Annotated in this window: 1 protein-coding gene; it reads right to left on the bottom strand. The window is 73.9% G+C overall.

From position 1 onward, the window contains the following. Positions 1-251: 251 nt before the first annotated feature. On the bottom strand, positions 252-24,617 hold the full coding sequence (locus HNP84_RS55480) for a type I polyketide synthase (protein ID WP_281396389.1): 24,366 nt from the start codon (positions 24,615-24,617) through the stop codon (positions 252-254). Positions 24,618-24,649 lie beyond the last annotated feature (32 nt).

Here is a 24,649-nt window from a genome sequence, read left to right as displayed (position 1 = left end):
CCCGTTCAACTGTGGAATGTCAGCAGTTGAGCACCCCCGATCCGAACACCCCTTGCCAGAATTCCAGTCGCTTGTCTGCGTCATTTGGGATTCATATTCGCCCCAGATCAATTCCGGCGATGCGACGGCTCTTCCGGAAGCGGCACGCCCCGGTCAGGCGTCCGTCATCTCGGTTCCACCGCGGGGCCGCGTGCCGGCGAACGCCGGGGCCACCAGAACGCGAGTGGCCCCGGCTTGGGTCGTTCGCGCCTTCAGATCCCCAGTTCCCGGTCGATCAGCTCGAACATCTCGTCGTCGCTCGCCGCGGACAGGTCGCGATAGGACGTCGTGTTGTCCATGGTCCGGCTCCGGAAGTCGGCGATCAGGCCCTCCAGGCGCACGATGATCTCCGCCCTGCGGTCGCTGTCCTCATCGACGGCGGCGAGCAGGGAGGCGAGCCGGTCGAGACCGTCGAGGACGGGCAGCGCCGTTTCGGCGGGGACGACGTTCGCGCACAGGTACCCGGCCAGCGCGGCGGGCGTCGGGTAGTCGAAGATCACGCTGGCCGGCAGGGTCAGGCCGGCGACACCGCTCAACTGGTTGCGGAGCTGCAGCGCGGTCAGGGACGTCAGTCCCAGCTCCAGGAAGGAACGGCCGGCGTCCACCGCGTCGGGGCCGGGCAGACCGAGGACCTGGGCGGCCTCGGCCCGGACCAGATCGTGGACGGCGCGTTCGCGGGCGGCCGGGGGGAGCGTGGCCAGGCGGGCGGCCAGCCCGTTCTGCTCGGGCTCGCCGGCCGGGCCGACGACCCGCCGACGGGCCGGGCCGGACGCCGTCACGCCGGCCAGGCCGGACAGCAACGGCGGCAGTCCCACCCCGTTGTGCCGGCGCAGGGCGCCGAGATCCAGGTGGACCGGGACGAGCAGCGCCGGAACCGTGCCCGGGGCGCGCAGGTTCCGCTCGATCACCGCGTCCAGCAGGGCCAGGCCGTCGGCGCTGCTGAGGGGCCGCAGGCCGTGCCGGGCCATTCGCCGCCACTCGGCGTCCCCGATCCGCCCGGCCATCCCGCCGGTCATCCCGCCGGTCGCACCTGCCGTGCCGGGCTCGTCGATCCGCCATGGCCCCCAGGCCAGGGAGGTGGCCGGCAGTCCTGCCCGGCGCCGGTGCGCGGCCAGGGCGTCCAGGAAGGTGTTGGCCGCGGCGTAGCCGCCCTGACCGGCGTTGCCCCAGATCCCGGCCATCGACGAGAACAGCACGAAATCGCGGAGTTCCAGGTCCTGCGTCAGCTCGTGCAGGTTCCAGGCGCCGTCCACCTTCGGCCGCATCACGGCCTCGACCCGGGCCGGGGTCAGCGATTCGATGATCCCGTCGTCCAGGATCCCGGCGGCGTGAACCACTGCGCGCAGCGGCGTCTCGGCCGGGATCGCCGCGATCACCGCGGCGACGCCGTCACGGTCGGCGGCGTCGCAGGCGGTCACGTGGGCCGTGGCCCCCAGACCGGCGAGTTCGGCCGCCAGGGCGCCCAGTCCCGGCGCCTGGGCGCCGCGCCGGGAGAGCAGCTCGACCCGCTCGGCCCTTCCGGCGCCGACCAGACGGCGGGCGACGAGCCGGCCGAGGGCTCCGGACGCGCCGGTGACCAGCAGCGTTCCCCGCCGGTCGGCGTTCGCCCCATCGGGGGCCTTCGCGTCCACGGTCGCCGGAACCAGTCTCGGGACCAGGAGGCGGCCGGCTCGGACGGCGATCTGCGCCTCTCCCGACACCACGGCGGCCGGGAGTGCCTGATCGAGGGCCGCCGGTGTGTCCAGGTCGAGCAGCACGATCCGGCCGGGGTACTCGGACTGAGCGACGCGGATCAGACCCCAGACCGCCGCGCCGGCGACGTCGACCGGCCCCGGCCCGGCGTCGACGGCCCGGTGCGTGAGCACGATCAGCCGGGTTCCGGCGAGGTCCCGGGCCGCCAGCCATTCCCGCAGCGGCGTCAGCGTGGCCAGGACCGCGGCCCGCGCCGCGCCGGCGACGTCGCCGGCCGGGTCCTCGGACGGCCCGCCGCTGACGACGATCGTGTCCGGGACGGGCGTGCCCGACGCGACCGCCGCCACCAGCTCGCTCATTCCGGCGTGGTGCTGAGCCTGCGGCCATCCCCGGCCGGTGTTCTCCAGACCGGGCCCGACCAAGGCCACCCGCTCCGGGGCGGAGAGGGCCCCGGGTTCGGCCGGGAGCCATTCGAGCTCGAACAGGGAATCGGAGGGCTCGGCGGGCAGTTCCTCGGCGGAGAGCGGGCGCCGGGCCACGGATCCCACCGAGGCCACCAGCCGCCCCGTGGCGTCGGACAGGGTCACCGACATCGCCTCGGTGCCGGGGACGGGTGCCAGCCGGGCCCGCACGCCGACGGCTCCGGTGGCGTGCACGACCACGTCGGTCCAGGCGGACGCCAGCATCGGCGCGTCCCCGGCCGGCCCGATCAGGGGCAGGACGGCGTCCAGGAGGGCGGGGTGGAGGCCGAACCCGGCGACGTCCAGGGTCTCGTCGAGGGTGATCTCGGCGAAGAGCTCCGAACCCCGCCGCCACACGGCACGAATGTGCCGGTACGTCGATTCGGGCTCCGGCTGCGCGCCGGCCGGCGGCCACTCGGCCGCCACTTCGCCAGGTTCGACGGCGGCAGCGGTGAGGACGGCGGTGACGTGGCGGGTCCAGGGACCGTGCGGCGCCTGGTTCTCCGGACGGGAGTAGATGGCCAGTTCCCGGCGGTCGTCGTCGTCCGGGCGTTTGATCACGACCTGAACCTGAAGCGCCCCGGAGCCGGGGAGGACCGGCGGAACGTGGACCTCCAGTTCGCTCACGTGAGCGTGCCCGGTCTCGTCGCCGGCCCGCACCGCCATCTCGATCAGGGCCGTTTCGGGGACGAGGGTCCGGCCCGCCGTCCGGTGGCCGGCGAGCCAGGGCTGCGCGGTCAGGGACAACCGGCCGGTCAGGACCAGGCCGCCGTCGGCGGGCAGGTCCACGGCCGCGCCGAGGAGGGGATGGCCGGTCACGGACTGTCCCAGCTCGGCCGCGTCCCTCCGGGCCGGGCTGGTGTTCAGCCAGAACCGCTCGCGGGTGAAGGCGTAGGTCGGCAGATCGACGCGCCGCACCCCGCTTCCGGCGTAGAAGCGGGACCAGTCCGCGGTCCCGCCCCGCGCGTACAACCTGCCGACTGCCGCGACCAGGGTCGCGGGCTCGTCCTGGTCTCGGCGCAGTGCCGGAATCCAGGCTTCGGTGTCGGCGGCCACCGGGCCATCCGCGGCCGTGGCGGTTTCCGGGCCGAGGGCGGAGAGGACGGCGTCCGGGCCGATCTCGACGAACGTCCGGACACCGGCCTGCCGCAGGCCGGTGACGGCGTCGGCGAACCGCACCGGCTCGCGCACCTGACGCACCCAGTACTCCGGGTCCGTCACCTCTGTCGTCACCGACGCCCCGGTCATCGTGGACACCAGCGGAATCCGCGGCGGCGCGTACGACACCGACGCCGTCACCTTGGCGAACTCGGCCAGCATCGGTTCCATCAGCGGCGAGTGGAACGCGTGCGACACCCGCAGGTTCCGCACCCGCACGCCCCGCGCGGTGAACGCCTCGGCCACCTCCGCCACCGATCGTTCCGCCCCGGACACCACCACGGCGGCCGGGCCGTTGACCGCCGCGATGTCCACGCCTTCGGTCCCGGCGAGTACCCGACGGACGTCGTCCTCACCGGCGTGCACCGCCAGCATCGCCCCACCGGCCGGGAGCGCCTGCATCAGCCGGCCCCGGGCCGCCACCACGGCGCACGCGTCGGCCAGCGACCACACCCCGGCCACATGCGCGGCGGCCAGCTCACCGATCGAGTGCCCGGCCACCATCGCCGGGGTCACACCCCACGACTCCAGCAGCCGGAACAGGGCCACCTCGACCGCGAAAAGGCCCGCCTGCGCCCACACCGTGTCATCGATACGGCCGGCGCCTTCGATGACCGCTTGCAACGACAGACCCGGCTGATCCAGGTGCTCCTCCAGCCCCGCGCACACCGCGTCGAACGCCTGGGCGAACACCGGATACGCCGCGTACAGCTGCCGGCCCATGCCGACCCGCTGCGCGCCCTGACCGGTGAACACGAATCCGACCTTGCCCGCGGAGCCGGCCGAGCCGGTCACCACCGACGGCGACTGCCGGCCGGACGCCACGTGGTCCAGCCCGGCCAGCAGTTCCTGCCGGTCCGCGCCGACCACCACCGCCCGGTGGGGCAGCGCCGACCGCGTGGTGGCGAGGGACCATGCGACGTCGGCCGGATCGAGATCAGGCCGCGAGGCGCTGAACTCCTGCAGCCGCCGCGCCTGCGCGGCCAGCCCGTCCGCGCTCCGGGCCGAGATCAGCCATGGCACCACCGGCAGCGGCCGAACCTCGGCGTCGTGCACGCTCGGTTCCTCTGGGGCCTGCTCCAGGATGACGTGCGCATTCGTGCCGGAGAACCCGAACGAGGAGATTCCGGCCCGGCGGGGGCGGTCCGTCCGCGGCCAGGGCGTCGCCTCGGTCACCAGTTCGACCGCGCCCGCCTCCCAGTCCACCTGCGATGACGGGGCGTCCACGTGCAACGTCGCCGGGACCACGCCATGGGACATCGCCAGGACCATCTTGATGATCCCGGCCACCCCGGCCGCGGCCTGGGTGTGGCCGATGTTCGACTTCACCGACCCCAGCAGCACCGGACGATCGTCGTCTCGGTCCTGCCCGTAGGTGGCCAGCAGCGCCTGCGCCTCGATCGGGTCGCCCAGCCGGGTGCCGGTCCCGTGGCCCTCGATCACGTCCACGTCTCCGGGCCGCAGGCCGGCGTTCTCCAGCGCGGCGCGGATCACCCGCTGCTGCGAGGGCCCGTTGGGAGCGGTCAGGCCGTTGGAGGCGCCGTCCTGGTTCACGGCGGTCCCGGCCACCACGGCGAGCACCCGGTGACCGTTGCGCCGCGCGTCGGAAAACCGCTCGACCACCAGCACGCCGACGCCCTCGCCCCAGCCGGTGCCGTCGGCCGCGTCCGCGTACGCCTTGCACCGGCCGTCGGCGGCCAGCCCCCGCTGCCGGGAGAACTCCACGAAAATGCCAGGGGTGGCCATGACCGTCACTCCCCCGGCCAGGGCCAGCGTGCACTCCCCCGACCTCAGCGCCTGCACCGCCAGGTGCAAGGCCACCAGGGACGACGAGCACGCGGTGTCCACCGTCACGGCCGGGCCTTCCAGGCCGAGCGCGTAGGCGACCCGCCCGGACGCCACCCCGCCGGACATCCCGGTGCTGACATAACCCTCGACATCACCGGGCACGACACCGCCCGCGCTGTAGTCGTGGTAGATCAGCCCGGTGAACACCCCGGTCGCACTGCCGTGCAGGCTGCCGATGTCGATCCCCGCGTCTTCCAGGGCCTCCCACGAGGTCTCCAGCAGCAGCCGCTGCTGCGGGTCCATCGCCAGCGCCTCACGCGGCGAGATGCCGAAGAACTGGGCGTCGAACTGGGCCGCCTCGCCCAGGAACGCGCCTTCGCGAGCGTAGCTCTTGCCCACCGCGGCCGGATCGTGGTCGAAGACGCTCTCCCACTCCGGGCCGCGATCGGCCGGGAACCCGGACACCGCGTCGGCACCGGAAGCCAGCAGGTCCCAGAACTCCCCGGCGGAGGAGACGCCACCGGGGAAACGGCAGCCCATCCCGACGATCACGATCGGATCGTCGCCGTCCTGGACGCCGGTCCGCGCCGTGGGAAGCGCCACCGAGGTGGCGTCGCCGAGCAGTTCGGCCAGCACATAGGTGACCAGCGCCGACGGCGTCGGGTAGTCGAAGACGAGCGTCGCCGGCAGCCGCAGCCCCGTCACCTCACCGAGGCGATTGCGCAACTCCACCGCAGTCAGGGAGTCGAAACCCAGCTCCCGGAAGGACCGGCCCGCATCCACCGATTCCGGCCCGCCCATGCCCAGCACCAACGCCGCCTGGGTCAGGACCAGGTCGCGCACGGTCGTCTCCCGCTCGGCCGGCGGCAGGCCGGCCAGGCGGGCGGCGAGGCCGGACCGGCCCTCCGCACCGCCCCCTCCAGCGGCTCGCCGGGTGGCTCGGGCGGACGCCGAGACCAGGCCCGACATCAGCGCCGGCACCTCGCGGCCTCGGCGGCGGAACGCGGACGGGTCGAGCCGGGCCGGGATCAGCAGGGCGCCCGCGCCGTCGAGCGGCCGGCCACCTGGCTCACCCACACCCCGCACCGCGTCCAGCAGAGCCAGACCATCGGCGGCGGTCAGAGGTTGCAGGCCCTGGGCGGCCAGACGCTGCCAGTCGGCCGGGCTGAGCTGCCCGGCCATCCCCCCGGACCGGGTGTCGGTGAGCTGCCACAATCCCCAGGCCAGGGAGGTGGCGGGAAGACCGGCCCGGCGGCGATGAGCCGCCAGGGCGTCCAGGAAGGTGTTGGCCGCCGCGTACGCGCCCTGGCCCGGGTTGCCCCAGATCCCGGCGATCGAGGAGAACAGCACGAACAGGTTCAGGTCCAGGCCGCGCGTCAGTTCGTGCAGATGCCAGGCGCCGTCCACCTTGGGCCGCATCACGGCTTCCAGGGCGGCCGGGGTGAGCGAGGTGATCACACCGTCGTCCAGGACCCCGGCGGCGTGCACGACTCCCCGCAGCGGCGTGTGGGACGGGACAGCGGCGATGACCTGGGCCAGCGCGGCACGGTCGGCGACGTCGGCGGCGACGACAGTGACCCCGGCTCCTTGAACGGCGAGCTCGGCGGCGAGCTGTGCCGTGCCGGGGACGGCCGGTCCCCGCCGGGAGACCAGGACGAGGCATTCGGCCTGCCGGTTCTGGGCCAGATGCCGGGCGACCAGGCCGCCGAGTGCGCCGGAGGCGCCGGTCACCAGGACCGTCCCCCGAGAATCGGCGGTGGCGGGCATGGTCAGGACGACCTTGCCGACGTTGCGGGCCTGACTCAAGTGCCGGAACGCGTCCGAAGCCCGGCGTACGTCCCAGCACGCCACCGGCAACGGCCGCAACACCCCAGCCGCGAACAGCTCCGACAACGCCCCCAGCATCCGGGCGATCTCATCCGGATCCAGGTCCAGGAGATCGAACGCCTGATACCTCAGACCCTCATGCTCCCGCGCCACCTGCTCCGGATCACGGATGTCCGCCTTGCCCATCTCCACGAACCGGCCCCCCGGACCGGCCGCCAACCGCAGCGACGCGTCCACGAACTCACCCGCCAGCGAGTCCAGAACCACATCCACCCCACCGCGCACCGCCCGGAACGCCGCCTCGAACTCCAGCGTCCGCGACGAGGCCACATGCGTGTCCGGCAGACCCAGCTCATACAACACCGGCCACTTCGACGGACTCGCCGTCCCGAACACCTCCGCACCCAGATGCCGCGCCAACTGCACCGCCGCGATCCCCACACCACCCGCAGCCGCATGAATCAGAATCGACTCACCCCGCTGGAGGCCGGCCAGCTCGACCAGCGCGTAATACGCGGTCAGGAACACCACCGGAGCCGCCGCCGCCTCCGAAAGCGTCCACCCCTCCGGCACCGCCGCCAGCAACCGCTGATCCGTCACCGCCTCCGGACCGAAAGCCCCCGAGAACAGCCCCATCACCAGATCACCCGGCGCGAACCCGGTCACACCCGGACCCGTCTCCAGCACCACACCGGCACCCTCAAGACCCAACCGGCCCGCATCCCCCGGATACATGCCCAGCACATTCAGCACGTCCCGGAAGTTCACCCCACCAGCCCGCAACCCCACCCGCACCTGACCGGCACCCAAAACCCGATCCGCATCGGCGGGAGCCAGGACCAGGTTCTGGAGTGTGCCGCGCTCGGTGAAGTCCAGCCGCCAGGTGTCCGTGCCCACCGGGACCTCAAGGACGGCCGCCGGCCTCACCCGCGCCAGCCGCGGGACCAGGAGCCGACCGGCCCGGACGGCGACCTGCGCCTCCCCGGTGGCCACGGCCGCGCGCACCAGGTCTCCCACACCCTCGGCACCGGGCTCGACGTCGAGATCCACCAGGACCAGCCGGCCCGGATTCTCGGCCGCGGCGACCCGGACCAATCCCCAAATGCCGGAGCCGGTCACGTCGATCGGGATGTCGCCGGAGCCGGCGGCGACGGCGCGCTCGGTCACCACCACCAGCCGCGCTTCGGCCAGGTTCTCGGCCGCCAGCCACTCCCGCACGATGTCGAGGGCACGGGCCGCCGCCGCACGGGCGCGCTCGCCGACATCGGCGCCCTCCGACCGCACCCGGCAACCCACGATGACGATCTCCGGGACCGGATCGTTGCCGGCCACCGCCGCAGTCAGCTCGCCGATGCCGGAATAGCGCGCGACGCGGGAAAGCTCGCCGAACGGTGACGGGGCGCCGAGGCCCAGCACAGCCCAGCGACTCAGATCCGCAGGCCCGTCGCCGTCACCGTTACGCACGGGGACCCAGTCAAGGGTGAACAGCGCCTCGCCGCCGATGGTGGAACCCGCCTGAACCATCGGAAGCGGACGCAGGGCCAGCGCACCCACCGTGGCGATCAGCGCACCGGCCTCATCAGCGAGGGTCAGCGACATCCCATCCCCGGTGGGGACCAGACGCACCCGGGCCGCACGAGCGCCGGTCGCGTGCACCACGACATCGGTCCAGGCGAACGGCAGCAACGGCCCCGACGCCACGCCGGTGGCCGAGATCGGGTGCAGGGCGGCGTCCAGCAGGGCCGGATGCAGCCCGAACCCGGCCACGGGCGTGTCATCGGCGAGGGCGATCTCCGCGAAGACCTCCTCACCGCGCCGCCAAAGCGCCCGCACGCCCTGGAACAACGATCCGTAGCTCAAGCCGGCCGCGGCCAGCGCGGCATAGAAGCCGTCCACATCCTGCGCGACCGCCCCGGCCGGCGGCCAGGAGCCCAGATCAGCGGCGTCCGTGCTCTCGGCCGTGCTCTCTGCCGCGGCCAGGACGCCGGTGGCATGCCGGACCCAGGCACCGGCCGGGTCCTCGTGCTCCGGCTGAGAGTAGATCGCCACCGCACCACGCGAGGCGTCGTCATCCGTCGAGTCGACCGTGACCTGAACCCGGACACCACCCCGCGCCGGAAGGACCAAAGGCGCCTCGATCACCAGCTCGGCCAGCCGAGACCGGCCGATCTCATCCCCCGCCCGGATCGCCATCTCCACCAAAGCCGCGCCCGGCAGCACCACCCGCCCGGCCACCACATGATCGGCCAGCCACGGCTGGGCGCCCAGCGACAGCCGGCCCGTCAGCACAAGCCCCCCGCTGGCCGGCAGATTCACCGCCGCGCCCAGCAACGGATGACCGGACACGCCCAGCCCCACACCGGCCACATCGCCCGGAACCCCGCCGGAAGTCAGCCAGTAGCGCTGCCGGGCGAAGGCATACGTGGGCAGGTCCACCCGGGACGCACCGGTCCCGGCGAAAAAGCGCGGCCAGTCCACCACACCGCCACGGGCGTGCAACTGCCCGACCGCTGAAACCAGGGTCAGCACCTCGTCCCGATCCCGACGCTGCGCTGGAAGCCACGCCTCCGCCGGCAGATCCTCCCCGGCCCCGGACACCGACTGCGCGCCGAGCGCGGACAGGACTCCATCCGGGCCGAGCTCGACGAACGTCCGCACCCCGCTCGCCCGCAGCGTGGCGACGGCGTCGGCGAACCGGACCGGCTCGCGCACCTGCCGCACCCAATACCCAGGGTCCGTCAGTTCGTCGGTCACCGGCGCCCCGGTCACCGTGGACACCAGGGGAATCCGCGGCGGCGCGTACGACACCGACGCCGTCACCTGGGCGAACTCGGCCAGCATGGGTTCCATCAGCGGCGAGTGGAACGCGTGTGAGACCCGCAGGTTGCGCACCCGGACGCCGCGGGCGGTGAACTCCCCGGCGACCGCGGCCACGGCCTGGGCCGATCCGGACACCACCACCGCGGCCGGGCCGTTGACGGCGGCGACGCCGACCTCGGTCAGGCCCGAAAGCACCTCCAGGACCTCGGCTTCGCCGGCCTGGACGGCGAGCATCTCGCCGCCGGACGGCAGCGCCTGCATCAGCCGGCCCCGGGCCCCGACCACGGCACACGCGTCAGACAGGGACCAGACCCCGGCCACGTGCGCGGCGGCCAGCTCACCGATCGAGTGCCCGGCCACCATCGCCGGAGTCACGCCCCACGACTCCAGCAGCCGGAACAAGGCGACCTCGACCGCGAAAAGACCCGCCTGGGCCCAGACCGTCTGGTCCAGGACGCCGTCCTCACTGCCGCCCCAGATGACCTCCTTCAGGTTCCGGCCGGGCTGATCGAGGTGTTCCTCCAGCCCCGCGCATACGGCGTCGAACGCCTGGGCGAACGCGGGATAGGCCGCGTAGAGGCCCTCCCCCATCTTCACCCGCTGGGCCCCCTGCCCGGTGAACACGAATCCGACCTTGCCCACGGATTCGACCGAGCCGGTCACCGCCGACGGCGACTGTCGGCCGGACGCCACGTGGTCCAGCCCGGCCAGCAGTTCCTGCCGGTCCGCGCCGACCACCACCGCCCGGTGGGGCAGCGCCGACCGCGTGGTGGCGAGGGACCATGCGACGTCGGCCGGGTCGAGGTCCGGCCGCGAGCCGGTGAACTCCTGCAGCCGCCGCGCCTGGGCGGCCAGCCCGTCCGCGCTCCGGGCCGAGATCAGCCACGGGACCACCGGCAGCGGCCGGGTGGCGGCGTCGCCGGGCTCCTGGGGGATCTCGGGGGCCTGCTCCAGGATGACGTGCGCGTTGGTGCCGGAGAACCCGAACGACGAGATCCCCGCCCGGCGGGGGCGGCTGGTCTGGGGCCAGGCCGTGGCCTCGGTCACCAGCTCGACCGCACCCGACTCCCAGTCCACCTGGGAGGAAGGGGCGTCCACGTGCAACGTCGCCGGGACCACGCCGTGGGACATCGCCAGCACCATCTTGATGATCCCGGCCACCCCGGCCGCGGCCTGGGTGTGGCCGATGTTCGACTTCACCGACCCCAGCAGCACCGGACGATCGTCGTCTCGGTCCTGCCCGTAGGTGGCCAGCAGCGCCTGCGCCTCGATCGGGTCGCCCAGCCGCGTGCCGGTCCCGTGCCCTTCGATCACATCGACGTCACCCGGCCGCAGACCCGCGTTCGCCAGCGCCGCCCGGATCACCCGCTGCTGGGAGGGGCCGTTCGGCGCGGTCAGGCCGTTCGAGGCGCCGTCCTGGTTGACCGCCGTCCCCCGGACCACCGCGAGCACCCGATGCCCGTTCCGGCGGGCGTCCGACAGCCGCTCCACCACGAGGACGCCGACGCCCTCGCCCCAGCCGGTGCCGTCGGCCGCGTCCGCATACGCCTTGCACCGGCCGTCGGCGGCCAGGCCACGCTGCCGGGAGAACTCAACGAAGATGCCAGGGGTGGCCATGACCGTCACTCCCCCGGCCAGGGCCAGCGTGCACTCCCCCGACCTCAGCGCCTGCACCGCCAGGTGCAGCGCCACGAGGGAGGACGAGCACGCGGTGTCCACCGTCACCGCCGGGCCTTCCAGGCCGAGCGCGTAGGCGACCCGCCCGGACGCCACCCCGCCGGACATCCCGGTGCTGACATAACCCTCGACATCACCGGGCACGACACCGCCCGTGCCGTAGTCGTGGTAGATCAGCCCGGTGAAGACCCCCGTCTGGCTGCCGTGCAGGGTGCCGATGTCGATTCCGGCGTCTTCCAGGGCCTCCCACGAGGTCTCCAGCAGCAGCCGCTGCTGCGGGTCCATCGCCAGCGCCTCACGCGGCGAGATGCCGAAGAATTGGGCGTCGAACTCGGCCGCCTCGCCCAGGAACGCGCCCTCCCGGGCGTAGCTCTTGCCCACCGCGGCCGGATCGTGGTCGAAGACGCTCTCCCACTCCGGGCCGCGATCGGCCGGGAACCCGGACACCGCGTCGGCGCCGGAGGCGAGCATGGTCCAGAAATCCCTGGCGGAGGCGACGCCGCCGGGGAATCGGCAGCCGATCCCGACGATCACGATCGGATCGTCGCCGTCCTGCACGCCCGTCCGCGCCGTCGGCGGCGCTACGGAGGTGACCTTGCCGAGCAGTTCCGCCAGGACGTACGTGACCAGCGCCGACGGCGTCGGGTAGTCGAAGACGAGCGTGGCCGGCAGCCGCAGGCCGGTCGCCTCACCGAGCCGGTTACGCAGTTCGACGGCGGTGAGCGAGTCGAAACCCAGGTCCCGGAAGGACCGGCCGGCGTCCACCGATCCCGGACCGGCCATCCCCAGCACGAGCGCCGCCTGCGTCAAGATCAGGTCGCGCACGGTCGTCTCCTGCTCCGCCGGGGACAGGCGGGCCAGGCGGGCGGCGAGGCCGGCCCCGCCGTCCGCACCGGTCCGTCCGGCGGTCCGGCGGGTGGCTCGGGCGGTCGCCGGAACCAGGCCCGACATCAGCGCCGGCACCTCGCGGCCTCGGCGGCGGAACGCGGACGGGTCGAGCCGGGCCGGGATCAGCAGGGCGTCCGCGCCGTCGAGCGGCCGGCCGCCGGGCTCGCCCACGCCCCGGACGGCGTCGAGCAGGGCCAGACCGTCGGCAGCGGTCAAGGGTTGCAGGCCCTGGGCGGCCAGGCGCTGCCAGTCGGCCGGGCTGAGCTGCCCGGCCATCCCCCCGGACGGGGTGTCGGTGAGCTGCCACAGTCCCCAGGCGAGGGAGGTGGCGGGAAGACCGGCGCGGCGGCGATGAGCCGCCAGGGCGTCCAGGAAGGTGTTGGCCGCCGCGTACGCGCCCTGGCCCGGGTTGCCCCAGATCCCGGCGATCGAGGAGAACAGCACGAACAGGTTCAGGTCCAGGCCGCGCGTCAGTTCGTGCAGATGCCAGGCGCCGTCCACCTTGGGCCGCATCACGGCTTCCAGGGCGGCCGGGGTGAGCGAGGTGATCACACCGTCGTCCAGGACCCCGGCGGCGTGCACGACTCCCCGCAGCGGCGTGTGGGACGGGACAGCGGCGATGACCTGGGCCAGCGCGGCACGGTCGGCGACGTCGGCGGCGACGACGTCGAGCCCGACGCCCTGGCCGGCGAGTTCGGCCGCGAGCCGGGCGGTGCCGGGCACGGCGGGGCCTCGCCGGGAGACCAGGACGAGGCGTTCGGCCTGCCGGTTCTCGGCCAAATGGCGGGCGACCAGGCCGCCGAGTGCGCCGGAGGCGCCGGTCAGCAGCACGGTGCCCCGGGAGTCGGCGGTGCTGGGCATGGTCAGCACGACCTTGCCGACGTTGCGAGCCTGGCTCAGATACCGGAACGCGTCCGGTGCCCGGCGTACGTCCCAGCACGCCACCGGCAACGGCCGCAACACCCCAGCCGCGAACAGCTCCGACAACGCCCCCAGCATCCGGGCGATCTCATCCGGATCGAGCTGAAGAAGATCGAACGCCTGATACCGCAACCCCTCATGCTCGGCCGCCACCTGCTCCGGATCACGGATGTCGGCCTTGCCCATCTCCACGAACCGGCCCCCCGGACCGGCCGCCAACCGCAGCGACGCGTCCACGAACTCACCCGCCAGCGAGTCCAGGACCACATCCACCCCGCCGTTCACCGCCCGGAACGCCGCCTCGAACTCCAGCGTCCGCGACGAGGCCACATGCGTCCCCGGCAAACCCAGCCCATACAACACCGGCCACTTCGACGGACTCGCCGTCCCGAACACCTCCGCACCCAAATGCCGCGCCAACTGCACCGCCGCGATCCCCACACCACCCGCAGCCGCATGAACCAGAACCGACTCACCCCGCCGCAGACCCGCCAGCTCCACCAGCGCGTAATACGCCGTCAGGAACACCACCGGAGCCGCCGCCGCCTCCGCCAGCGTCCACCCCGCCGGCACCGCCGCCAGCAACCGCTGATCCGTCACCACCTCCGGACCAAAAGCCCCCGAGAACAGACCCATCACCAGATCACCCGGCGCGAACCCGGTCACACCCGGACCCGTCTCCAGCACCACACCGGCACCCTCAAGACCCAACCGGCCCGCGTCCCCCGGATACATGCCCAGCACGTTCAGCACGTCCCGGAAGTTCACCCCACCGGCCCGCAACCCCACCCGCACCTGCCCCGGCCCCAAAACCCGATCCGCATCGGCGGGAGCCAGGACCAGGTTCTGGAGTGTGCCGCGCTCGGTGAAGTCCAGCCGCCAGGTGTCCGTGCCCACCGGGACCTCAAGGGCCGCCGCCGACCTCACCCGCGCCAGCCGCGGGACCAGGAACCGACCGGCCCTGACCGCGACCTGCGCCTCCCCGGTGGCCACAGCCGCGCGCACCAGGTCTCCCACACCCTCGGCACCGGGCTCGACGTCGAGATCCACCAGGACCAGCCGGCCCGGATTCTCGGCCGCGGCGACCCGGACCAATCCCCAGACGCCGGAGCCGGTCACGTCGATCGGGACGTCACCGGAGCCGGCGGCGACGGCGCGCTCGGTCACCACCACCAGCCGCGCCCCGGCCAGGTTCTCGGCCGCCAGCCACTCCCGCACGATGTCGAGGGCACGCGCCGCCGCCGCACGGGCCCGGTCGCCGGCGCCCTCGGAGTGCGCCGGGCAGGCGACGACGACGGTGTCCGGGGCCGGATGGCCGCCCGCCACCGCCGCCGTCAACTCGCCGACGCCGGAGTAGCGTGCGGCGTGGGTGAGGTCGCCGAACGGTGCCGGGTCGCCGAGGCCCAGCACGGCCCAGCGACTCAGATCCGCTGGCCCGTCGCCGTCACCGTTACGCACGGGGACCCAGTCGAGGGTGAACAGCGCCTCGCCGGCGACGGTGGAGCCCGCCTGAGCCGCCGGGAGCGGGCGCAGGGCCAGGCCGCCCACCGTCGCGATCAGCGCGCCGGCCTCGTCGGCCAGGGTCAGCGACATGCCGTCGCCGGTGGGGACCAGACGCACGCGGGCGGCACGGGCACCGGTCGCGTGCAGGACGACGTCGGTCCAGGCGAACGGCAGCAGCGGGCCGCGGCCGGGGCCGTCCTGGCCGATGGCGGAGATCGGGTGCAGGGCGGCGTCGAGCAGGGCCGGGTGCAGCCCGAACCCGGCGACGGGCACGTCATCGGCGAGGGCGATCTCGGCGAAGACCTCCTCGCCGCGCCGCCAGATCGTCCGCACGCCCTGGAACAGCGGCCCGTAGTCCAGGCCGGCCGCGGCCAGGGCGGGGTAGAAGCCGTCCAGATCCTGGGCGACCGCCCCGGGCGGCGGCCAGGAGCCGAAGTCGGCGTCCGTGCTCTCGGCCGTGGCGAGGACGCCGGTGGCGTGCCGGGTCCAGGCGCCGGCCGGGTCCTCGTGCTCGGGCTGGGAGTAGATCGCGACTTCACTGCGCGGGGCGTCGCCGTCCGGCTCGACGGAGTCCACGGTGACCTGAACCCGGACGCCGCCCCGAAGCGGAAGGACCAGGGGCGCTTCGATCACCAGCTCCGCGAGCCGGGGCTGGTTCGTCTCGTCCCCGGCCCGGATCGCCATCTCCACCAGGGCCGCGCCGGGCAGAACCACCCGGCCGGCGACCACGTGGCCGGCCAGCCACGGCTGGGCGCCGAGCGACAGCCGGCCGGTCAGCACAAGACCGCCGCTGGCCGGCAGATTCACGGCCGCGCCCAGCAGCGGATGACCGGACGAGCCCAGCCCCAGGCCGGCGGCGTCGCCGTGCCCGCCGCCGGAACCGAGCCAGTAGCGCTGCCGGGCGAAGGCGTAGGTGGGCAGTTCGACTCGGGCCGCGCCGGTCCCGGCGTAGAAGCGGGGCCAGTCCACGGCGCCGCCGCGGGCGTGCAACTCCCCGACCGCCGAGACCAGGGTCAGCGCCTCGTCCCGGTCCCGGCGTTGAGCCGGGAGCCACGCCTCCGCCGGCGAGTCCTCGTTCTCGCCGGTCTCGGACGCCGGCTGCGACCCGAGGGCGGACAGGACGCCGTCCGGGCCGAGTTCGACGAACGTGCGCACCCCGCTCTCGCGCAGCGTGGTGACGGCGTCGGCGAACCGGACCGGTTCGCGCACCTGCCGCACCCAGTACTCCGGGTCGGTCACCTCGTCGGTGACCGGCCGGCCGGTCAGCGTGGACACCAGCGGAATCCGGGGCAGTCCGTACGACACCGACGCGGCGACCTTCGCGAAGTCCGCCAGCATCGGTTCCATGAGGGCGGAATGGAACGCGTGCGAAACCCGCAGGTTCCGCACCCGGACCTCCTGCGCGGTGAACGCCTCGGCCACCTCCGCCACCGATCGTTCCGGACCGGACACCACCACGGCGGCCGGGCCGTTGACCGCCGCGATGTCCACGCCTTCGATGCCGGCGAGTACCCGACGGACGTCGTCCTCACCGGCGTGCACCGCCAGCATCGCCCCACCGGCGGGGAGTGCCTGCATCAACCGGCCCCGGGCCGCCACCACCGCGCACGCGTCGGCCAGCGACCACACCCCGGCCACATGCGCGGCGGCCAGCTCACCGATCGAGTGCCCGGCCACCATCGCCGGAGTCACGCCCCACGACTCCAGCAGCCGGAACAGGGCCACCTCGACCGCGAAGAGACTCGCCTGGGCCCACATCGTCTGATCCAGGGTTTCCGGCTCCGCACCGTGCACGACCGCTCGCACGGACTGGTCCAGGTGCTCTTCCAGGCCCGCGCACACCGCGTCGAACGCCTCCGCGAAGGCCGGATACGCCGCGTACAGGCCCTGTCCCATCCCGGCCCGCTGCGCGCCCTGACCGGTGAACAGGAACGCGACCTTGCCCACGGAACCGGCGCTCGCCGATTCGGTCGATTCGGTCAGGGTGGCCAGGCGTGCGATGAGTTCGGCGCGGTCTGCGCCGACGATCACGGCGCGGTGGTCGAGGTGCGCGCGGGTCGTGGCCAGCGACCACCCGACATCGACCGGGTCGAGTTCGGGCCGGGAGATCAGGTGGTCGCGCAGCCGCTCGGCCTGCGCGGCCAGCCCGTCCGTGCTCCGGGCCGAGATCAGCCACGGCACCACCGGCAGCGGCCGAACCTCGGCCTCGCCCGGCTCCTGGGGGATCTCGGGGGCCTGCTCCAGGATGACGTGCGCGTTCGTGCCGGAGAACCCGAACGAGGACACCCCGGCCCGGCGCGGACGATCCACCTGCGGCCAGGCCGTCGCCTCGGTCACCAGCTCGACCGCACCCGACTCCCAGTCCACCTGCGAGGAAGGGGCGTCCACGTGCAACGTCGCCGGGACCACCCCATGGGACATCGCCAGGACCATCTTGATGATGCCGGCCACCCCGGCCGCGGCCTGGGTGTGACCGATGTTCGACTTCACCGACCCCAGCAACACCGGCTTGTCCGCGTCCCGGTCCTGCCCGTAGGTGGCCAGCAGCGCCTGCGCCTCGATCGGGTCGCCCAGCCGGGTACCCGTTCCGTGCCCCTCGATCACATCCACATCACCGGCCGACAACCCGGCGTTCGCCAGCGCCGCCCGGATCACCCGCTGCTGGGAGGGCCCGTTCGGGGCGGTCAGACCGTTGGACGCGCCGTCCTGATTGACCGCCGTCCCCCGGACCACCGCCAGCACCCGATGCCCGTTACGGCGGGCGTCCGACAGCCGCTCCACCACCAGCACGCCGACACCCTCGCCCCAGCCGGTGCCGTCGGCCGCGTCCGCGTACGCCTTGCACCGGCCGTCGGCGGCCAGCCCTCGCTGCCGCGAGAACTCCACGAAGGTTTGCGGGGTCGCCATCACGGTCGCCCCACCGGCCAGGGCCAGGCCGCACTCCCCCGACCGCAGCGCCTGTACCGCCAGGTGCAGGGCCACCAGGGAGGACGAGCACGCGGTGTCCACCGTGACGGCCGGGCCTTCCAGGCCGAGCGCGTAGGCGACCCGGCCGGACGCCACCCCGCCCGAGTTCCCGGTGCTGACGTACCCTTCCACTTCCTCGGGGGCCGCGCTTCCGGTGCTGTAGTCGTGGTAGATCAGCCCGGTGAACACGCCGGTCGAGCTGCCCGCCAACGATCCCGGGTCGATTCCGGCGTCTTCCAGGGCCTCCCACGAGGTCTCCAGCAGCAGCCGCTGCTGCGGGTCCATCGCCAGCGCCTCGCGCGGCGAGATGCCGAAGAACTGGGCGTCGAAGTCCCCGGCGTCGTGCAGGAATCCCCCGGTATCGGCGTAACTCTTCCCGGCCGCGGCCGGGTCCGGATCGACGACGCCTTCCCAGGCCGGTCCCCGGTCCACCGGGAACCCGGTCAGGGCGTCGGTCCGCGCGGACAGCAGATCCCAGAACTCGCCCGCCGAGGCGACGCCGCCGGGGAATCGGCAGCCCATCCCGACGATCACCACCGGATCGTCGCCGTCCTGCACGCCAGTCCGCGCCGTCGGCAGCGCGACGGAGGTGACCTCGCCGAGCAGTTGCGCCAGGACGTACGTGACCAGCGCCGACGGCGTCGGGTAGTCGAAGACGAGCGTGGCCGGCAGCCGCAGGCCGGTCGCCTCACCCAGCCGGTTACGCAGTTCCACGGCGGTCAGGGAGTCGAAGCCCAGCTCCCGGAAGGACCGGCCGGCGTCCACCGACTCGGGTCCGGCCATGCCCAGCACGAGCGCCGCCTGGGTCAGGATCATGTCCCGGACGGTTTCCTCGCGTTCGGTCGCGGACAGCGCGGCCAGCCGGTCGGCGAGGCCGGTACGGCCGCCGCCGATCGCCCCGACCGTGCGCCGGGCCGTGCCGCTCGAAGCGGGGATCAGGCCGGACAGCAGCGGGTGCGTTCCCGATCCGCGACGGCGCAGGTTCGACCGGTCGAGCCGGGCCGGGATCAGCAGGGCCCGAGCCCCCTCCGGATGCCGGGCGCCCGTCACCGCGCCCAGCAGGGCGAGACCGTCGGCGTCGCCGAGCGGTCGCAGGCCCTGTGCGGCCATCCGCTGCCAGTCGGCCGGGGTGAGGTGCCCGGTCATCCCTGCGGCCGGAGCATCGTCGAGCTGCCACGGTCCCCAGGCCAGGGACACCGCGGGCAGTCCCTCGCCGCGCCGGTGGGCGGCCAGGGCGTCCAGGAAGGTGTTCGCGGCGGCGTAGTTGCCCTGGCCCGGGTTGCCCCAGATGCCGGCGATCGAGGAGAAGAGGACGAACAGGCTCAGGTCGCGGGTCCTGGTCAGCTCGTGGAGGTGCCAGGCGCCGTCGATCTTCGCGCGCATCACCGCGTCCATCCGGGCCGGCGTCAGCGAACCGATCAGCCCGTCGTCGAGCACTCCGGCGGCGTGGACGACACCGCGCAGCGGCGCCTCGGCCGGCACGCGGGCGAGGAGCGCGGCGAGCTGGTCGCGCTCGGCGACGTCGGCGGCGCGTAGCTGGACCTGGACGCCCCGGGTGGCGAGTTCGGCGGCCAGCCGGCCCATCCCGGGGGCTTCGGGCCCCCGCCGGGAGAGGAGCATCACGTTCGCCACGCCGGGACGAGCGGACAGGTGGCGGGCGACGAGACCGCCGAGTGCGCCGGAGGCGCCGGTCACCAGGACCGTCCCCCGAGAATCGGCGGTGGCGGGCATGGTCAGGACGACCTTGCCCACGTTGCGGGCCTGACTCAAATACCGGAACGCGTCCGGTGCCCGGCGTACGTCCCAGCACGCCACCGGCAACGGCCGCAACACCCCAGCCGCGAACAGCCCGGACAACACCCCCAGCATCCGACCGATCTCATCCGGATCAAGCTGAAGAAGATCGAACGCCTGATACCGCAACCCCCCGTACTCGGCCGCCACCCGCTCCGGATCACGGATGTCGGCCTTGCCCATCTCCACGAACCGGCCCCCCGGACCGGCCGCCAACCGCAGCGACGCGTCCACGAACTCACCCGCCAGCGAGTCCAGGACCACATCCACCCCGCCGTTCACCGCCCGGAACGCCGCCTCGAACTCCAGCGTCCGCGACGAGGCCACATGCGTCCCCGGCAGACCCAGCCCATACAACACCGGCCACTTCGACGGACTCGCCGTCCCGAACACCTCCGCACCCAGATGCCGCGCCAACTGCACCGCCGCGATCCCCACACCACCCGCAGCCGCATGAACCAGAACCGACTCACCCCGCCGCAGACCCGCCAGCTCCACCAGCGCGTAATACGCCGTCAGGAACACCACCGGAGCCGCCGCCGCCTCCGCCAGACTCCACCCCGCCGGCACCGGCGCCAGCAACCGCTGATCCGTCACCACCTCCGGACCAAAAGCCCCCGAGAACAGACCCATCACCAAATCACCCGGCGCGAACCCGGTCACACCCGGACCCGTCTCCAGCACCACACCGGCACCCTCAAGACCCAACCGGCCCGCATCCCCCGGATACATGCCCAGCACATTCAGCACGTCCCGGAAGTTCACCCCACCGGCCCGCAACCCCACCCGCACCTGACCGGCACCCAAAACCCGATCCGCATCGGCGGGAGCCAGGACCAGGTTCTCCAGCGTGCCGCGCTCGGTGAAGTCCAGCCGCCAGGCGGGAGCGTCGGGAACCGCCAGCCCTCCGCCGGGCCGGGCCAGTCGCGGCACGAGCACCTGCCCCTGCCGGATCGCGAACTCGGGTTCGCCCAGGGCCACGCCTGCCCGCAGCAGCGGGCCCAGGCCGATGGGATCGGCGGCCAGGTCATCGACGTCGGCCAGGGCCAGCCTGCCGGGGTTCTCGGCCGCGGCCGACCGGACCAGGCCGGTCACCGGCGACGATCGCAGCTCCGGTCCCGGACCGGCGTCGGCGGCGCGTTCGGTGACCACCAGCAGACGGGCGCCGGCCACGTTCGCGCAGGTCAGCCACTCCTGGATCACGCCCAGCACGTCAACGGCGAGCGTCCGGGCGGCCACCGGAACCGCATCGTCGGCGCCACTCGTGCGGCAGCGGACGACCGCGGTGTCGGGGACCGGGGCGCCGTCCTCGATGGCCGCCAGCAGTGCGGCCAGGTCGGCGTAGTGGACGGCGCCGGGCAGGCCCGGGAGGGTGTCGGGGCCGATCACGGCCCACGGCGTCTCCGGCCCGGCCTCGGCCGGGGTGGCCGGCACCCAGTCCAGTCCGAACAGGGCCTCGCGCACCAGCGCCGCGTCCTGGGCCGGGTCCGCCGCCGGAAGGGGCTGGAGGGCCAGCGACTCCACCGATGCGATCGGTTCGCCGGACCCGTCGGCCAGGGCCACCGTGACGCCGTCGCCCTTCGCGGCGGGGGCGATCCGTACGCGCGCGGTGGCGGCGCCGGTGGCGTGGAAGACGACGCCGGTCCAGGCGAACGGCAGCAGCGGCTCCGGCTCGGCCCGGCCGGCCGCGATGCCGTGCAGGGCGGCGTCCAGCAGGGCCGGGTGCAGCCCGAACCCGGCGACGTCCACGCCGTCGCCCAGCGCGACCTCGGCGAAGACCTCCTCGCCCCGCCGCCACAGGGCGCGCACGCCTTGGAATACCGGGCCATAGGCCAGCCCGGTCTCGGCCAGCGCGGGATAAAGGCCGTCCAGCGGCGTCTCCACCGCTCCGGCGGGTGGCCAGGAGGCGAGATCGGCGGTGGCATCGGCCGGTTCGTGTGCGGCCGGCTCAAGGACGCCGGCGGCGTGCCGGGTCCAGGCGCCGGTGACGTCGTCGTCCTCGGCCTGGGAGTAGATCGTGACCTCGGTACGGCCGGCGTCCAGCGAGTCGAGGACCACCTGGACCCGCACCCCGGACGCGGCGGAGGGCAGCACCAGCGGGGCTTCCATGACCAGTTCGGCCAGCCGGGGCGCGCCGATCTCGTCTCCGGCGCGGATCGCCATCTCGACCAGCGCCGTCCCCGGGACGATCACTCGCCCGGCCACCATGTGATCGGCCAGCCAGGGCTGCGTGCTCAGGCCGAGGCGCCCGGTGAGCATCAGGCCGCCGCTGGCGGCGAGGCTGACGGTCGCGCCCAGCAGCGGATGACCGGCCACCGACTGGCCCAGGCCGATCACGTCGGTGCTCCCGGCCCCGGGATTGAGCCAGAACCGCTGCCGGGTGAAGGCGTAGGTCGGCAGGTCCACCCGCCGGGCGCCACTGCCGTCGTAGAACCGCGCCCAGTCCACCGTGGCGCCGCGGGTGTGGAGCCGTCCCACCGCCGACACCAGGGTGACGGCGTCGTCCCGGCCGCGCCGCAGCGCGGGCACCCACTCCTCCGTCTTCGCCGGGTCGTCCGCGGCCTGGGGGCCCAGCGCGGACAGCACGCCGTCCGGGCCGATCTCCACGAAGGTGCGCACGTCCCGCTCGCGCAGGGCGGTGACGGCGTCGGCGAACCGGACCGGCTCGCGCACCTGGCGGACCCAGTACTCCGGGTCGGTCACCTCGTCGGTGACCGGCAGGCCGGTCACCGTGGACACCAGGGGGATGGCCGGAGGCCGGTACGACACCGACGCCGTGACCCGCGCGAACTCGGCCAGCATCGGCTCCATCAGCGACGAGTGGAAGGCGTGCGACACCCGCAGGTTGCGGACCCGCACGTTGCGGGCCTCGAACCGCTCCCGCAGCGCCGACACCGCCTCGGCCGGTCCCGAGACCACCAGCGCGGCCGGGCCGTTCACCGCCGCGATCCCGACCCCGTCGCCCAGCAGTGGACGGACCTCGTCCTCCCCGGCCTGGACGGCGAGCATCGCGCCGCCGGCCGGGAGGGCCTGCATCAGGCGGCCCCGCGCGGCGACCACCGCGCACGCGTCCTCCAGCGACCAGACCCCGGCCACGTGCGCGGCGGCCAGCTCACCGATCGAGTGCCCGGCCACCGCGTCCGGGCTCACTCCCCACGACTGGAGCAGCCGGAACAGCGCGACCTCGACCGCGAACAGCCCGGCCTGCGCCCACATCGTCTGGTCCAGCAGCTCGGCGTCGTCCCGGATGACGGCGGCCAGGGACCGGCCCGGCTGACCGAGGTGCCGGTCCAGGCCGGCGCAGACGGCGTCGAACGCCTGCGCGAACGCCGGGTAGGCCGCGTACAGGCCCTGTCCCATCCCGAGCCGCTGCGCGCCCTGGCCGGTGAAGACGAACCCGATCCGGCCAAGGCTCCCGGCCGTGCCGGTCGCGGCCTCACCCGACGACGGCGACGCCGCCAATGCGGCCACACCGGCGAGGAGCTCATCGCGGCCGGCCCCGACGACGACCGCGCGGTGCGGCAGACCGGAGCGGGACGCCGCCAGCGACCAGCCGACGTCGGCCGGGTCCAGGTCCGGGCGGGAACGGAGGTACGCCCCCAGCCGCTCGGCCTGCGCGGCCAGCCCGTCCGCGCTCCGGGCCGAGATCAGCCACGGCACCGCCGGCAGCGGCCTTGTGGCGTCGTCGCCGGGCTCCTGGGGGAGCTCGGGGGCCTGTTCCAGGATGACGTGCGCGTTGGTGCCGGAGAAGCCGAACGACGAGACCGCGGCCCGGCGGGGGCGATCGGTCCGCGGCCAGGGGGTCGCCTCGGTCACCAGCTCGACCGCGCCGGCCGTCCAGTCGATGTGCGAGGACGGCGCGTCCACGTGCAAGGTCGCCGGTACGACGCCGTGCGCCATCGCCTGGATCATCTTGATGACGCCGGCCACCCCGGCCGCGGCCTGGGTGTGACCGATGTTCGACTTCACCGACCCCAGCAGCACCGGGTTGCCGGCGTCACGGTCCTGCCCGTAGGTGGCCAGCAGGGCCTCGGCCTCGATGGGGTCGCCCAGCCGGGTGCCGGTGCCGTGACCCTCGATCACGTCCACCTCGCCGGCCGACAGCCCGGCGCCGGCCAGGGCCGACCGGATCACCCGCTGCTGGGAGGGGCCGTTGGGGGCGGTCAGCCCGTTGGAGGCGCCGTCCTGGTTCACGGCGCTGCCGCGGACCACCGCCAGCACCCGATGCCCGTTCCGGCGGGCGTCGGACAGCCTCTCCATGACCAGGACCCCGACACCCTCGCCCCAGCCGGTGCCGTCGGCCGCCTCGGCGAACGCTTTGCACCGGCCGTCCGCGGCCAGCCCGCGCTGGCGGGAGAACTCCACGAAGGTGCCCGGCCGGGCCATCACCGTGACCCCGCCGGCCAGCGCGAGCGTGCACTCGCCCGAGCGCAGCGAGGCCGCGGCCAGGTGTATCGCCACCAGTGACGACGAGCACGCCGTGTCCACGGTGACCGCCGGGCCCTCCAGGCCGAGCGTGTACGCGACCCGGCCGGAGGCGACGCCGCCCGAGATCCCGGTGCTGACGTATCCTTCGACGTCGCCCACCCCGCCGGCGGCGTAGTCGTGGTAGATCAGCCCGGCGAACACCCCGGTGGCCGTGCCGCGCAACGAGACCGGGTCGATCCCGGCGTGCTCCAGGGCTTCCCAGGACGTCTCCAGCAGCAGCCGCTGCTGCGGATCCATCGCCAGCGCCTCACGCGGCGAGATGCCGAAGAACTGCGCGTCGAAGCCGGCCGCCTCGCCGAGGAACCCGCCCTCGCGCGCATAGCTCTTGCCGGCCGCCGCCGGATCGGGATCGTAGACGCTGCCCCACTCCGGGCCCCGGTCCTGCGGGAACGGCGAGATCGCGTCCGTTCCCGAGATCAGCAGGGTCCAGAAGTCGTCCGGTGACGCCACCCCGCCCGGGAACCGGCAGGCCATCCCGACGACGGCCATGGGTTCCAGCCGCTCGTCCTCCAGCTCGCGCAGGCGCTTGCGAGTCTGGTGAAGATCGGTGGTGACCCGCTTGAGGTAGTCACGAAGCTTCTCTTCGTTCGCCATCCGACGACCCTTTCCGTCAACCACGAATGCGC

Origin of the sequence: Thermocatellispora tengchongensis, from assembly GCF_014202315.1 — a bacterium.
Classification (GTDB): domain Bacteria; phylum Actinomycetota; class Actinomycetes; order Streptosporangiales; family Streptosporangiaceae; genus Thermocatellispora; species Thermocatellispora tengchongensis.
The sequence above is the reverse complement of the archived record's forward strand: the minus strand, read 5'-3'. Positions and strand labels throughout refer to the sequence as shown.